This window comes from Aeromonas sp. EU05-FHT14A05, from assembly GCF_058791175.1.
Genome location: NZ_JBYTDH010000002.1, coordinates 261,649 through 276,364 on the forward strand (window position 1 = coordinate 261,649; position 14,716 = coordinate 276,364).

Sequence of the window (14,716 nt, forward strand, 5' to 3'; positions counted from 1 at the left end):
CTGCTGCACAACCAAATCAACGACGTTAAGGAAAATCAGATGAACTACAAGACACTCACTTTGACCCTGCTGCTCGGCCTTGGCGCCATGCAGGCACAGGCCGAGATGACCATGAACCACGAGGGGCACGACATGTCCCAGATGAAGGGGATGACCATGGCGGAGGCGGGCGACGTGACCATGACCCGCGGCATCATCAGCCGCATCGACGCACCCAACGGCAAGGTGGGGATCAAGCACGAGGCCATCGCGAACCTCAAGATGCCCCCCATGACCATGGTGTTTCGGGTGGCCGATCCGGCCCTGCTGGAGGAGCTCAAGGTGGGGGATGCGGTGCGCTTCCACGCCGAGAACCCGGCGGGCAAGCTGACGGTGACGCAACTGCAGAAGCAGTGAACGCTGGCCACGGTAATAAAAAAACGGCGGGATAATCCCGCCGTTTTGCTATCCGGGCCCTGGCAATCGAGGCCGTTCAGCCGCGAATATGGTCGATAAAGGCGTCGATCTGCTCGCGGGTGCAGGCGGGGTTCATAAAGACCGCCTTCTCCCCGGCGATATAGGAGTACTTGCCGCGCGCGTCGTACTCCGAGTGGGCCACCGCCTCTACCCAGTTGGTGTAGAGCCCCACCTTGCCGCGCTGCTTGAACAGGTTGCGGTGGTATTCGGTGTTGCGGGCCAGCCGCGCCTTGTAGGCCGCGTCCGGGCTGCGGGCCAGCTCGAAGGCGAACTCGGCTTCCGGGTCGCTCACCCACTCGGGGTTGTAGATCTTGAAGCCCACGCTCGGCCCCTGATTCTCCTGGGCCACCAGTTTGACGTTGCCGAGCTGGCTCAGGCGGAAGCGGAAGTAGTTGGCATTTTGCAGGCAGTGGGCCAGCACGGTGCGATACCCCTCCACCCCCAGGTAGTTGAGGGCGGCATAGGCGCCGAACAGGCCGCTCGCCCCCCGGGAGCACTCTATGGTGGACTGCAGGTGGGTCTGGCCTTGGATGTCCCGCTCGAAGTAGGAGAAGTTCTCCGGGTCGTTCTCCATCGCCTTGAGATCCTCCTGCTCCCTGATCATCACCAGGCTGGAGGTATAGGGCACATAGCCCCACTTCTGGAAGTCCACGGTGAAGGAGTCGGCGTATTTCAGCTCCGCAAAGCGCGCCACGTTGCGCTCTATGCCCGCCAGGGTCGCGCCGTTGATGGCGAGCGGGTTGGCGGCAAAGTCGTAATCCAGGAAGAAGATCATCGACCAGCCGATGGCGGCGTCCACGTGGATGTGCGGCTTGACCGCCACCTCGAAGCGCTCGCACAGCCGGTCACGCAGCTCGACCACGGGTTTGACCCTGTCCACCCCGAAGGTGTCCGTGGTGCCCATGGTGAGCATGATGGTGGGCACCACGTGTTTGAGGGCGAAGCAGGCGGTCAGGGTGCGCTCGAGATCGGCGAGATCGATGTCGTTGTTCTCGCCCACCTGGATGCGGATGGTCTTGTTCTCTATGTCCACCCCGAGCAGGGAGAGGTTGGTGATGTTGGAGTAGTGGCCGCCCTGGGAGTTGATGATGCGGTAGTCCTGATAGTGGCCGAGCCCCTTGTGCTTGGCCTCCGGCAAACTCTTGCGAATGCCGAGCAGGTAGCCATAGAGGTTACAGAAGGTCCCCCCCTGGGTGAAGATGCCGGTGGCACGTGCCGGATCGTAACCCGCCAGCAGGGCAATCTGGCGCACCACCTTCTTTTCGAGCTCCTCCGCCACCCCGGCATACTCGGAGTAGACCAGGTTGGGGTTGGCGAGGATCCCCATCTGGGCGCCGTAGATGGCGGGATCCGCCGACATGGTGATGACGTTCTCGACGCTGGAGGGGTTCTCCCAGTCTTTCGACAGGGCGCCGGCAAACAGCAGCTCCGTCATGGGCTCCCCCGGGGTGCGCATCTGCGCGGGCACCGGCATGGTCTCGCAGAGATCCGCGAGGCGGGCGCGGCCATCTGGCCAGGCGTTCAGGCGCGCATCCGGCGCCAGGCCACGGGCGCGAAACTCGTTGAGGGTGGCGAAACCGGGCTCGCGAAACACCGGCCAGAGATCGGGATTGCGGGAGAAGAAGTTGGCTTTGACGGTGGCGAAACGGGCGGAGAATTCGGGGTGGACGGCGTTGACGCCGTCATCTTTCAGATAGACAAGATCGCTCATGATAAGACCATTAGTACTGCAAATGTGCCCCGGTTATACCCCCGGGGCGGCGCAGGAGACAGCGACAATAACTAATGGCCTGCCCTACTTTTTATCATGACCACGGCAGTCGGGGGCTGGCGAGCCCCCTGCGCCGGAGCCCGTGCTCCGTTTCGTGATCCGGGTCATGCCTCTCAGCGCAGGGCCGTCACCAGCCAGGCCTCCAGCTCCGCCAGCTCATGGGCCCTGGCCGGGAACTCGTCCATCAGCGAGTGCAGCAGCGCCGCCATCGCCTCGGGTCGGTAGGGCGCCCCCACCAGCCGCTCGACCAGGGCATCCAGGGGGGCTGGATCCAGGCTGTCGCTGAAGATCTGCGCCCGTCCTATCACCCCCTTCTCCACGTCGAAATGCAGCTCCACCCCGCCCCAGCCGAAACGTTCGTCCAGCTGATGGCTGAACGCCGGGGCATGGCCGAAGTTCCACTCCCAGCTGCGCTGGCGGGCGAAGGTCTCGGCGAAGCCGGGCAGGTCCGGCATCCGCTCGGGGGAGATATGCTCGGGCGCCACCCGCTCACCGTAGTAGTGGAAGAAGGCCTCGATGAGGGCGTCATTCACCTGCTGATGATCTATCCCCGGCAGCAGCTCGCACAGGTTCGCGACCCGGCTGCGCACCGAGGTGATCCCCTTGGCCGCCAGCTTCTTGGGGTCGGGGTTGAGGTAGTTGGCCAGACGGCCGAGGTCTGCGTCCAGCAACAGGGTGCCGTGGTGAAAGCCGCGATCCTGGGTCTCCCGGTAGGCCGAACCCGACACCTTGCGATCCCCGTCCGCCGTGGCCACCAGCAGATCGTTGCGCCCCGAGGCAGAGGCCGCTATCCCCAGCCGCTTGAGCGCGTCCAGCACTATGGCGGTGGAGACGCCCTTGTCATAGCCGGGCTTGCCCGCCATGAAGGTGAAGCAGCTGTTGCCAAGGTCGTGGAACACGGCCCCACCGCCGCTGCTGCGCCGCGCCAGGGTCACGCCGTCCTCTTCCATGCGGCGGGTGTTGCACTCCTTCCAGGGATTCTGGGCCCGGCCTATCACCACGGTATTGGCGTTGCGCCACAGGAACAGCACCCGCTGGGCGGGGTCCATCTGGCGGAAGATGCACTCCTCCACCGCCAGGTTGAACAGGGGATCGTGGGAGTCGGAGACGAGCAGGCGCAAGGGAGACATGGGAGGAGACATAGGGGGACCTCATTGGAAAAAGGGGAGACTACCATACCACCCTGCTCCCGGGGCGTCCTCCCCTGACCACGGCCCCAGCCACCCGTTCGGCCATCCACTATGGCTGCGATGGCCGGAGTTGACCTGAAAGCGCCGAAAAAATGCAATCTATCAGCAACGGGGCAGCCTGCAAGCATGAAGAGGTGCATGAAATGACTCTCTTTTTCATCCACCAGGGGCCGCTGCCAGGCCAGATTAAGTGCCAAAACGCACTGTTCCTCCACCCAGCGTGATGAATGACACAAAAATGAGTTTTAATAGTCCGCATTCCTTTGCTTTATGGGCTTTCCTCCCCTTGCGAAGGAGAAGAAATTGTCTGACTCTAGCCAGCAGAGCACCTCCCGAGAGAATAGCGGTATGACGGAGTCCGATGCATCCTGCCAGCCTGGCCGCTGGCTACTGTCGATATGGGTGGTGATATCCGCCCTGATCACCCCCTCCCTGCGCGCAGACGAGCACGTCACAGTGCAACTGCCCTGGCAGCACCAGTTCCAGTTTGCCGGTTACTATGCCGCCATCGCCAAGGGCTTCTATCGGGACGCCGGTCTGCAGGTCAGCCTGCGCGAGGCCGGTCCCCGCACCGACGTGATCAACGAGGTGACCACGGGCCGGGCCCAGTTCGGCATCGGTGGCAGCGATCTGCTGCTGGCCCGGGCCGCCGGTCGCCCCGTGGTGGTGCTCGCCGCCATGTTGCAGCACTCCCCCCTGGTGCTGCTGACCCTGGACAGACCCGATATCCGCACCCCGGCGGATCTGGCCGACAAGCGCCTGATGCTGGAGCCGGGATCCAACGAGCTGCTGACCTATCTTCATCACTATACGCAGACCAGGCAGTGGAACACCCTCCCCTACGAGCAGGGGCTGCAGGCGCTGCTGACCGGCAAGGCGGACGCCATCAGCGCCTACAGCTCCACCGAGCCCTTCGCCCTGACGCAGCGACACATCCCCTACCGGGTATTTAATCCCCGCGACATCGGCTTTGACTTCTACGGCGACAACCTCTTTACCTCTGAGCACGAGCTCGCCACCGGGCAGGAGCGGGTCCATGCCTTCCTGCAGGCGAGCCTCAAGGGGTGGCGCTATGCCATGGACAATCCCGAGGAGATGATAGATCTCATCATGACGCAGTATCCGAGCGGGGCCGGACGCGAGCAGCTGGCGTTCGAGGCCCGCGAAACCCGGGCGCTGATGCAGCCCGACCTCATAGAGCCGGGCTACATGCAGCAGGAGCGCTGGCTGCAGATCGCCAGAACCTATCTGGATGCCGGCATGATCAAGGCGGTGCCCAACCTGGCCCCCTTCATCTACAACAGTGCCCAGGCCAGCCTGCGCCAGCAGCGGCAACTGCTCGACAGGAGTGTGGCGGTGGCCATGCTGATCACCTTCTCCCTGCTGGCCCTGCTCGGCATCTTCCTGTATCTCCATCTGCGGCTGCGCCAGGAGGCGCGGGATCGCCAGCGGCTCACCCGGGAGCTGGTCCAGCGCGAGCAGCACTATCGCTTCGTGGCGGAGAACAGCGCCGACGTCATCTGGACCATGGATACCGCCTCCTTGCGTTTTCGCTACGTCAGCCCGGCCATAGGCCCCCTCAGCGGTTACGAGCCCGACGAGCTCTTCACCATGTCCCTCAAGCAACTGCTGCCCGACGAATCCAGGCGACAGCTGCGCGAGGAGATGAGCGCCGCCCTGGCCGCCTGGCAACGGGGTGAGCAGGCCCAGACCCGCTGCGTCATCCACTCCCAGCTGCGTCACAAGGATGGGCATCTGGTGGCCATAGAGACGGTCACCACCCTGCACGGCAACACCCGGGCGCGACCGGACGCCATCCTGGGGGTGACCCGGGATATCACCGAGCGGGCGGCCCGGGAGGAGATGATGCGCCGCCTCGCCTTCCACGACCCCCTCACCGGCCTGGCCAATCGCCGCCTGCTGCAACAGCGGCTGAAAGAGAGGCTGCAGCAGGCGCCCGAGCGTCCCCTGGCCCTCATCTTCATCGATCTCGACCACTTCAAGCCCATCAACGACACCTTCGGCCACGAGACCGGGGATCTGCTGCTCAAGCTGGTGGCCGAGCGCATGGGCCATTGCGTGCGCGAGGAGGATCTGGTGGCGCGGCTGGGGGGCGACGAGTTCGTGATCCTGCTGCCCGATACCGGCGACGCCGCCCTGGGGGTGGCCGACAAGCTGCACCAGAGCCTGCACCATGCGTTCTTGCTCGAGCAGCAGGCGCTGCGCATCTCCAGCAGCATAGGGGTGGCCCTCTATCCGCAGCACGGCGCCGACCCCAAGACACTGATGCACCACGCCGACCAGGCCATGTATCAGGCGAAGAACCAGGGTCGTGGCCGGGTCTGCCTGTTCACGACCGCCTGGGATCCGGCGCAGGGGGCCCTGCTGTGGCATCCCGGCCATGAGTGCGGCCATCCCCGCATCGATGCCGAGCATCACCGGCTCTTCATGCTGGCCAACCGCCTGCTGGAGCACATCAAGGATCCGGGCGAAAATCCCGAGCCGTTTCTGGAGAGTCTGGCGAGCCTGTTCGAGATGGCCCGCCAGCACTTCGCCTTCGAAGAGCAGTTGCTGGCAGAGTACGACTATGGGGAGCTGGCCAGCCATCGACAGGATCACCAGAGGCTGCTGGAGAAGGCCTCCCAGCTGATGGCCGCCGCCAGGGCGGGGACGCTTGGCAACGACGAGCTGCTCAACTTCATCCTTCAGGAGCTGGTGGTCGGCCACATGAGCCAGGCGGACAGGCGCTACTTCCCCCTGTTCACACCAGAGCGCCCCGCGCAGATGACCGGGATCGTCGCCTAGTCCCCCCGCAGGGCGACCACGGGGTCCAGGCGCACCGCCCGCAGCGCGGGGGCGACCCCGGCCAGCAGACCGACCAGGGCGCTGCACCCCAGGGCCAGCAGCAGATAGAGGGGATGGAGGCTGAGCGGCAAGCCGGCCGCCAGCAGGGCGAGCAGCAGCTTGAGCCCCCCGAGCAGGGCCAGCCCCATGGCGCCCCCCAGCAGCGCCAGCACCACGGCTTCGAGCAGAAACAGCAGCAGGATGCGCCGCCGCGGACAGCCCAGCGCCATCAGCAGGCCCACCTCTGGGATCCGCTCCTGCTGGGCGATGCTCATGATGCTGAAGATGCCGACCGCCCCGATCAGCAGCGAGATGATCCCGAGCCCCCCGACCGCCAGCTTGATGATGGTGAGTATCTTGTCGAGGCTCGCCAGCATGTCCTGCTGGGAGGTGAGGGTAAAATCCTCGGCGCCGTGGCGGGCCGTCAGCACCCGCCGGATCTGGGCCGTGATCTCGGCCTCCCCCTGCCCGGCGCCATAGATGACGTCTATCTCCTGCAGCCCCTCCTTGTTGAACAGCGCCTGGGCATGGGCGGCAGGCAGGTAGATCATGTCGTCCAGATCGAAGCCGAGAAACTGCCCCTTGGGGGCCAGCACCCCGGCCACCCGAAAGCGGCGATCCCCGGCCCGCAGCAGGCTCCCCGGCCCGTCTCCATCAGGGAACAGCTCAGCGGCCACCTTGGCGCCCAGCACCGCATAGGCACGGGGCATGGCGCTGTCGTCCGCGGGCAGAAAGCGCCCCTGCACCAGGGTGAGGCGCCAGCCGGAGAGCGCCGCCGAGCCGGTGCCCAGAATGGCGGTGCTGCGGGTCAGCCCGCGGCTGCGCACCTCCCCCTGCCCCTGCACCACCGGCAGGGCGGCTTCTACTCCTGGCAATCTGGCGAGGGCATCGGCATCCTCCAGCAGCAGGGGGCGGCTGCTGGAGAGGATGCCGGGCGGGCCGCCGGCGGTCTCGGTCTTGCCCGGGGTCACGGCGATCAGCCGGGTCCCGAACTGGGAGAAGCTGTCGAGCAGATAGAGTCTGAGCCCCTCGCCTATGCCGGTGAGCAGGGTCACGGAGGCGATCCCGATGGCGATGCCGAGCGCCGACAGCAGGCTGCGGCTGCGCCCTGCCAATAAGGCGCGCCACAACCAGAACAGCAGATCGGCGAGGCGCATCAGCCGCCGCTCCATTGCCCGCTGCGCAGGCTGCTGACCGGATCCTGCCGCGCCGCCCGGGAGGCGGGCAGCCAGCTGAAGAAGAGCCCGGTCAGCAGGGCTGCCGGTATGGTGCAGAGGGTCGCGAGCAGAGGGACCGCCGCCGGGAAGCTGGGCCAGATCAGCGCGGCGAGGGCCACCAGGGCATAGCCCAGGGCCGTGCCAAACAGGGCGCCACCGCCGCTCAGCAGCAGCGCCTCCCACAAGAACAGCTGGCGGATCTGGCGGCTGTCGGCCCCCAGCGCCTTGAGCAGGCCTATCTCGCCGGTGCGCTGGCGGGTGCTGATCAACGCCAGATTCATCATCATGATGCCGGAAACCAGCAGGCTGATGGCCCCGATACCGGCGACCGCCAGGGTGAGGGTGGCCAGAATGGTAGAAAAAGTGGCCAGCATGGCGTCGCGCCGCACCAGAGTCACATCGAGCACCCCGTGGCGCCCCTGCATCAGCTGCTCCAGGCGCGTGATCAGCGGGGGCACAGCTTGCCCGGCCAACGGCTGGATCAGCAGGCGAAACAGCCCCTCGGTGTTGAACAGCCCCATGGCGCTGCCCACCGGGATCAGCGCCGCCTCGGCCATGTCCATCCCCAGATTGCTGCTCTGGCTGGTGAAGACTCCCACCACCCGAAAGCGACGATTGTCAAAACGCAGCCACTGACCGACCGGATCCGCCTGACCGAACAGCTCACGGGCCGCCACGTCTCCGAGCAGGGCGACCGGTCTGTCCTCTGTGGCCTCCCCCGGCAGCCAGCGGCCGGCGAGCAGGGTCAGCCCGTGGGTATGCCGCAAGTCGTTGCTGCTGCCAAGCAGCATGGTCTGACGCACCCGGGCCCCCTGCTTGGCCTCGGCAAAGCCCATCACCAGCGGCACCAGCCTGAGCTGGGGATGATGCTGGCCCAGGTAGTGCATGTCATCCAGGGTGATCTCCCGCAGGCTGTTGCCGGTCACCGGCGGCAGCCCGCCCGTGGTCTCCTTGCGGCCCGGGAACATCACCAGCAGATCCTTGCCAAGGGAGCTGAACTGCTCGGCCACATAGCGCCTCGCCCCCTCTCCCAGCGCGGTGAGCAGCAGCACCGAGGTGACGCTCAGGCTCACCGCCAGGATCAGCACCAGCGCTCGCGTGCGCTGGCGCAGCAGGGCCACGGCGGCGAAGCGGAGGGCATCGGGGCGCCGCATTCAGCCCCCGCCGCTGTCGCTGCTGATGCGGCCGTCATCCATCGAGAGCCGCCTGCCCGCCCGCTCGCCGAGGCGGGGGTCGTGGGTCACCACCACCAGGGTCATGCCCTGCTCCCGGTTGAGCCCCTCCAGCAGGGTGATCACCTCCTCCCCGGAGCGGGAGTCCAGGTTGCCGGTGGGCTCGTCCGCCAGGATGAGGCGCGGCGCCATGGCCATGGCCCGGGCGATGGCGACCCGCTGGCGCTGACCGCCGGAGAGCTCGGCGGGCCTGTGGTCGGCCCTATTGTCCAGCCTCAGCTCCTCCAGCAGGCGCTGGCTGCGACTGTGGCGCTCGGCGGGGGCGACGCCGCACAGCATCAGCGGCAGCTCGACGTTTTCCCGGGCGGTGAGGCGGGAGATGAGGTGAAACGACTGGAACACGAAGCCGATGCGCTGGCCCCGCAGCCGGGCCAGCGCGGGCTCTGACAGGGTGGCCGTGTCCTCCCCTCCCAGCCAGTAGCGCCCCTCGTCTGGCCGGTCCAGCAGCCCCAGCACGTTGAGCAGGGTCGACTTGCCGGAGCCCGAGGGGCCCATCACCGCCAGATACTCCCCCTCGGCGACCCGCAGGGAGACTTGCGCGAGGGCCGCCACCTCAGTGCCCCCCAGGGTGAAGCGACGGCTGACGGCCTCGAGGCGAATGAGATCACTCATCCGTCTGCTCCTTGGCGGCGCTGAAGGGCCCCTCCCCGACTATCTGGCCGGGCTGGGCCGCCAGCCTGTCACCGGCGGCCAGCCCCTCCGCCACCTCAATCCAGTTCCAGTTCTCCACCCCCCAGCGGGGCAGCACCCGCACCAGCCGATCCCCCTCCAGCCGCAGCACGCTGCCATCGTCGGCCCGGCTGCTGGCCGCCACCCGCAGCACATCGGTGGCGCGGGTCACCTCCACCTCGAGATCGGCGCTGTAGCCGATGAGCAGGGGCACGTCGCTCGACGGGGCGGTGAGCGCCGCCTCCACCTCCACGGTGCGGGCCTGCTTCTCCAGCTCCTTCACATAGGGGGCGATACGGGTGACAGTGGCGGCAAGGTCGCGCCCGGGCATGGCATCGAGCAATACCCGGGCCCTCTGGCCCACCCTGAGGCGGGCGGCATCCACTTCATCTATGGGGGCCGAGACATAGAGGCAGCGATCGTCGATGAGATCGATGACGGGGGGCATGGCCACCCCTGGGGGGGAAGGAGTCATGTATTCGCCAAGCTTGCTGTTGACCTCGGCCACCACCCCGGCAAAGGGCGCCAACAGTCGGCGCTCGGCCAGGCGGGCCTCCACCTGGGCGACCAGCGCCTCGTCCACCCGCTCCTGCTGGCGGGAGGCCCGGCAGATATAGCGGCGGGTATCGGCCAGGTTCTGGGCCTGCTCGGCCAGGGTGCGGGAGGTGAGGTTCTTGGCGAGCAGGGTGGCCAGCCGGTTGGCCTCCCGCTCGTAGTAGGCGGCCTCGCTGCAGCGCTCCTCGCGCTGGGTCTTGCCGAGGGCCTGCTGGGCGCGGGCGCGGCTGAGATCGGCGCGGATATCGTCGCTCCAGAGGGTCAGCAGCAGATCCCCCTGCGCCACCCTGTCCCCGGCCTTGACGGCGATCTGCGCAACCACGCCGCCACCGGGCAGACTGAGCCCGGCCCGCTGGCACGACTTGATGGTGCCGGCCCGGGTGTTGACCAGGGTCACCAGCACATCTCCCCGCCCGACCGCCACCAGCTTGACCGGCGTCCCCTGGGGTCGCCACCACCATGCCAGGGCCGCCACCGCCACCCCGGCACCCGCCGCCCACCACAGCCAGCCTCTCTTCATCGCGCATCCTTTCGCTATTGGCTCCCGTCACGTCTGGCAGGAGAGCAGGGCATAATAGAGCAAGGGTATCACCACCAGGGTGAGCAGAGTGGAGACCAGGATCCCGAAAATCAGGCTGATGGCCAGACCGTTGAAGATGGGATCATCGAGGATAAACAGGGCCCCGATCATCGCCGCCAGCGCCGTCAGCATGATGGGTTTGGCCCGCACCTGCGCCGCCTTGATCACCGCCTGCTCGAATACCACTCCGGCGCTGCGCTGCTGTTCGATAAAGTCCACCAGCAGGATGCTGTTGCGCACTATGATCCCGGCCAGGGCGATCATCCCGATCATCGAGGTGGCGGTGAACTGGGCCCCCAGCATGGCGTGGCCCGGCATCACCCCGATGAGGGTGAGCGGAATGGGGGCCATGATGATGAGCGGCACCAGATAGGAGCGGAACTGGGCCACCACCAGCAGATAGATGAGGATCATCCCCACCCCGTAGGCAATGCCCATGTCGCGGAAGGTCTCGTAGGTGATCTTCCACTCCCCGTCCCACAACAGCGCCACCTCCCCCAGCTTGTCGGGCTGCTGCACGTAATACTGGGGCAGATCGATATCGGCGCCAGCGCTAAACATGCCATAGAGCGGGCTGTCGGTATGGCCGCCCATGTCGGCCACCACCATCACCATGGGCTGCATGTTCTTGTGCATGATATAGCTGGGGGCCACCTCATCACGGCGACACACCAGCTCGGAGACCCGCACCAACTGGCCGCTCTGGCTGCGCACCTTGAGGGCCAGTACGCCCGCCAGATCCCGTTTGTCACCGGGGGCCAGTTCGATGCGGATCGGCACCGGATACTTGGCGCCATGCCCCTGCAGCCAGCTGGCATCCTGATAACCCACCCCGCCATTGAGGGTGTTCACAAGGTCGCCGAGATCGACCCCGAGCAGGGCCGCCTTGCTGCGATCCACCACCAGCCGCCACTTGGGCTGCGGGTCGGTCAGATAGATATCCACGTCCACCAGATCCGCCGTAGCCACAAAACGGGCCTGTACGGCGCGCGCTGCCGCCTCACGGGCTGTCGGTGTCGGGCCATACACTTCTGCAACGATGGGGGACCAGACCGGCGGGCCGGGGGGTACCTCCACCACCTTGAGATTGCCCCCCACCGCGCTGGCGATGGCCTGCAGCGGTGCCCGGACCGACTGGGCAATCTGGTGGCTGCTGCGATGGCGCTCATGCTTGTCCACCAGATTGACCTGAATATCCCCCACGTTGGCGCCGCTGCGAATAAAGTAGTGGCGCACCAGCCCGTTGAAATTGATGGGGGCCGCGGTACCGGCGTAGATCTGGTAATCCTTCACCTCCTCCACCTTGGCAAGCTCCCGCCCGACTGCCAGCAGGGTGCGCTCGGTCTGCTCCAGGGTCGCCCCCTCCGGCATATCGAGCACCAGCTGGAATTCCGACTTGTTGTCAAAGGGGAGCATCTTGAGCACCACCCACTGCACCACCGGCATGGCGGTAGCCGCCCCGACCAGCAGCAACACCAGCAGCCAGAGCTTGCGTCTGGCACGCTCGGCGCCATCACCGATCAGGAAAGGGGTCATCAGCCGGTGAAAAAGGCCAGCCTTGGCCTCGCCGTGGGCAGCGTGCACGTCCCCCTTGAGCAAATGGTTCGCCAGCCAGGGGGAGAAGATAAAGGCCACCAGCAGGGAGATCAGCATTCCCATGCTGGCATTGATGGGGATGGGGCTCATGTAGGGGCCCATCAGGCCACTGACAAAGGCCATCGGCAGCAGGGCCGCGATCACGGTCAGGGTCGCCAGTATGGTCGGCCCACCCACCTCGTCCACTGCCCCCGGAATCAGATCCTTGAGGGATCCCTTGCCCAGGCCGCGATGGCGGTGGATGTTCTCCACCACGACTATGGCGTCATCCACCAGAATGCCGATGGAGAAGATCAGCGCAAACAGCGACACCCGGTTGAGGGTAAAGCCCCAGGCCCAGCTGGCAAACATGGTCAGTGCCAGGGTGATGACGATGGCAACGCCCACCACCAGCGCCTCGCGCCAGCCCATGCTTACCAGCACCAGCAGCACCACCGCCGTGGTGGCAAAAATCAGCTTGCCGATGAGGGTGTTGGATTTGGTCTCGGCGGTAACGCCGTAGTCCCGTGTCACCGTCACCTCGACCCCAGCCGGAATAAGCCGATTTTTGAGACTTTCGACCCGCGCCTCCACCCGCTTGGCCACCTCCACCGCGTTCTGGCCCGGCTGCTTGCCGATGGCCAGTGTCACCGCCGGATAACTGGTTTGCCCCTGCCCCATCCAGCTGCGTTTGGTCGGGGTCTCCTGACCCAGAGAGACCTTGGCAACCTCCCCCAGATAGACAGGCCGGCCGTCGTGCAGCCCCACCACCAGTTCTCTAGCCTCCTGCTCGCTTTGCAGGAACTGCCCCACCTGCACCTTGATCTCACTGTTGTCCTGCCAGGTGGCCTGTGTCGTGCCCACCTGATTGGCGGCCGCCAGTCGCTGACTCAGCTCGCCCCAGCTGATGCCATGGGCGCTCAAGGCCGCCGGATCCGGCATCACCCGCAGCACGGCACGCTGGCCCCCCAGGCTGTAGATATCGCGGGTGCCAGGCAGTCGCTTGAGCTCGGTCTCCAGCTCATGGGCGACCCGGGTCAGCTCGGGGGCGCCCAGTTGCTTGCTCCAGAGCGTGAGGCTGACGATGGGGACATCATCGATCCCCCGGGGTTTCACCAGTGGCTGACCGACCCCGATCCCCTGTGGCAGCCAGTCGCGGTGGGAGTCGAGCTGGTTGTTGAGATCGACGATGGCCTGTTCGCGGCTCACCCCCACCTTGAACACCACCACCAGCAGGGCCCCATCGGGTTGGGAGAAGGAGTAGAGGGTATCGATCCCTTTTATCTGGGAGACCACCTGCTCGGCAGGGGTGGTAACGAGAGAGGCCACTTCAGCAGGGGTGGCCCCCGGGAAGGGAATGTAGACATCGGCGAAGGTGACATCGATCTGCGGCTCCTCCTCCTTGGGGGTCACCAGCACCGCAAACAGGCCGAGCAACAGCCCCACCAGCGCCAACAGCGGAGTGATGGCCGAGCCCTGAAACAGCGCAGCCAGCCGACCGGCGGGCCCCAGCCTCTCCCTGTTGCCGTTCAGCTCGCTACTCATGGGCCACCTCCTGCTGCTGCGCCCAGGCATCGGGGGCCAGCTTGTCACCGGTTTGCAGCCCGGCCAGGATCTCGCACTGTCCCTCGACGCAATGGCCGACCCGCACCGGCGTCAGGGCCCAGCCAGCGGGCTGCTGCAGATAGACGCCATTGAACTCCCCTTGCCGCAGCAGGGCGCGATCCGGCACCTGCAACACCTGACGCTCACCCTGCTTGAGCTGCACCTTGAGCCACATGCCGGGCAATACCCCGGCGGTGTGCGGCGGCAAGTCGAGGCGCAACCTGAAGGCGTGGCTCTGGCTGTCGGCATAGTTGAAGCGGGTCAATTTGGCGGGGGTAACGGTCTTGCCATCGGGCAGCAGCACCTGCACATCCGCAGGTTGACCGGCGAGGGCGAGCGCGGATTGGGGCAATTCCACCTCCACTCGCAATTCATCAAGGGAGAAGCCGGAGAGCAGCGGCGTACCTGGGGCGACCGTCTCCCCCAACTCCACCAACCGTTTGGTCACCACACCGGCGTAGGGGGCCAGTATGCGGGTATAACCGTAGGCCTCGCGGGCCTGAGTGAGGGCCGCATCGGCCGCATTCACCTCGGCGCGGGCGGCGCGATCGGAGGCCTCGGCATTATCAAGCTGGGCGCGGGTGATCACCCCCTTGGCAATCAGCGCCTGAAAGCGGGCGAGCTGGCGCTCTGCCTCCACCTGCTGGGCCTGCGCCCGGGCTAGCCGCGCCTCGGCACCCGTGACGGCGGCAAACTGCTCTTTGCCGCTGATCTCCAGCAACGGTTGCCCCGCCACCACCTCGTCGTTCACATCCACCAGCATGCGGGAGACCCGGCCGCTGGTCTGGGCCGCCACCGTCCCCTGATGGATGGCGCTGACGGTACCATCCAGCGTCAGCCAGTCGGTCACCGGCTGTGGCGCCACTGTCAACAAGGGCTCTGTCAGCGGGGCAATCGGCTCCGCGTCTGCAGCCAGGGCCCGGGGGGATGTCATGGCCTGCGATGTCATCACCAGCAAGGTGATCCCCAGCAACCGGATCTTTTCCATCATCACTCTCCTTCCCTGGCGTCATCAGTCACTT

General features: G+C 66.2%; 10 protein-coding genes. 2 read left to right on the plus strand and 8 right to left on the minus strand.

What is annotated here, in order from left to right; translation table 11 throughout:
- Positions 1-39 precede the first annotated feature (39 nt).
- The gene (locus AC3WR3_RS04470; RefSeq protein WP_492291278.1) at positions 40-396 is read left to right on the plus strand and encodes a copper-binding protein; all 357 of its coding nucleotides are present in this window, start codon (positions 40-42) and stop codon (positions 394-396) included.
- A 76-nt stretch (positions 397-472) separates the two neighbouring features.
- On the opposite strand, the gene AC3WR3_RS04475 is transcribed toward AC3WR3_RS04470, so the two are convergent.
- Together AC3WR3_RS04475 and lplA are read right to left on the minus strand one after the other, a co-directional pair.
- Positions 473-2,167, minus strand: a complete 1,695-nt coding sequence (locus AC3WR3_RS04475; protein ID WP_202046745.1) for a pyridoxal phosphate-dependent decarboxylase family protein — start codon at positions 2,165-2,167, stop codon at positions 473-475.
- Between the two features lie 173 nt (positions 2,168-2,340).
- A complete protein-coding gene (gene lplA / locus AC3WR3_RS04480; protein ID WP_492291364.1) occupies positions 2,341-3,357 on the minus strand; it encodes a lipoate--protein ligase in 1,017 nt (338 codons plus the stop codon).
- A gap of 408 nt (positions 3,358-3,765) precedes the next feature.
- Between lplA and AC3WR3_RS04485 the strand changes: the two genes are divergently transcribed.
- The gene (locus AC3WR3_RS04485) at positions 3,766-6,222 is read left to right on the plus strand and encodes a diguanylate cyclase domain-containing protein (protein ID WP_492291279.1); all 2,457 of its coding nucleotides are present in this window, start codon (positions 3,766-3,768) and stop codon (positions 6,220-6,222) included.
- Here AC3WR3_RS04485 and AC3WR3_RS04490 read toward each other — a convergent pair.
- The 6 genes from AC3WR3_RS04490 to AC3WR3_RS04515 are packed head-to-tail and all read right to left on the minus strand — an operon-like array spanning position 6,219 to position 14,682.
- Positions 6,219-7,418 carry an ABC transporter permease gene (locus tag AC3WR3_RS04490; protein WP_492291280.1) on the minus strand — a complete coding sequence of 400 codons (1,200 nt, stop codon included), beginning with the start codon at positions 7,416-7,418 and terminating at the stop codon, positions 6,219-6,221. The genes AC3WR3_RS04485 and AC3WR3_RS04490 overlap by 4 nt on opposite strands.
- The gene (locus AC3WR3_RS04495) at positions 7,418-8,632 is read right to left on the minus strand and encodes an ABC transporter permease (protein ID WP_492291281.1); all 1,215 of its coding nucleotides are present in this window, start codon (positions 8,630-8,632) and stop codon (positions 7,418-7,420) included. The genes AC3WR3_RS04490 and AC3WR3_RS04495 overlap by 1 nt, the downstream gene beginning before the upstream one ends.
- Positions 8,633-9,322, minus strand: coding sequence for an ABC transporter ATP-binding protein (locus tag AC3WR3_RS04500; RefSeq protein WP_429107481.1), 690 nt, complete (start codon positions 9,320-9,322; stop codon positions 8,633-8,635). It lies immediately after the preceding gene.
- Entirely contained in the window at positions 9,315-10,454 is a 1,140-nt protein-coding gene (locus AC3WR3_RS04505) for an efflux RND transporter periplasmic adaptor subunit (protein WP_492291282.1), read from the minus strand. Before AC3WR3_RS04505 ends, AC3WR3_RS04500 begins: the two co-directional genes overlap by 8 nt.
- Positions 10,455-10,481: 27 nt before the next feature.
- Complete coding sequence (locus tag AC3WR3_RS04510; protein ID WP_492291283.1) at positions 10,482-13,634, minus strand: efflux RND transporter permease subunit; 3,153 nt, start codon at positions 13,632-13,634, stop codon at positions 10,482-10,484.
- Positions 13,627-14,682 carry an efflux RND transporter periplasmic adaptor subunit gene (locus AC3WR3_RS04515; RefSeq protein WP_492291365.1) on the minus strand — a complete coding sequence of 352 codons (1,056 nt, stop codon included), beginning with the start codon at positions 14,680-14,682 and terminating at the stop codon, positions 13,627-13,629. The genes AC3WR3_RS04510 and AC3WR3_RS04515 overlap by 8 nt, the downstream gene beginning before the upstream one ends.
- Between the last annotated feature and the right edge of the window lie 34 nt (positions 14,683-14,716).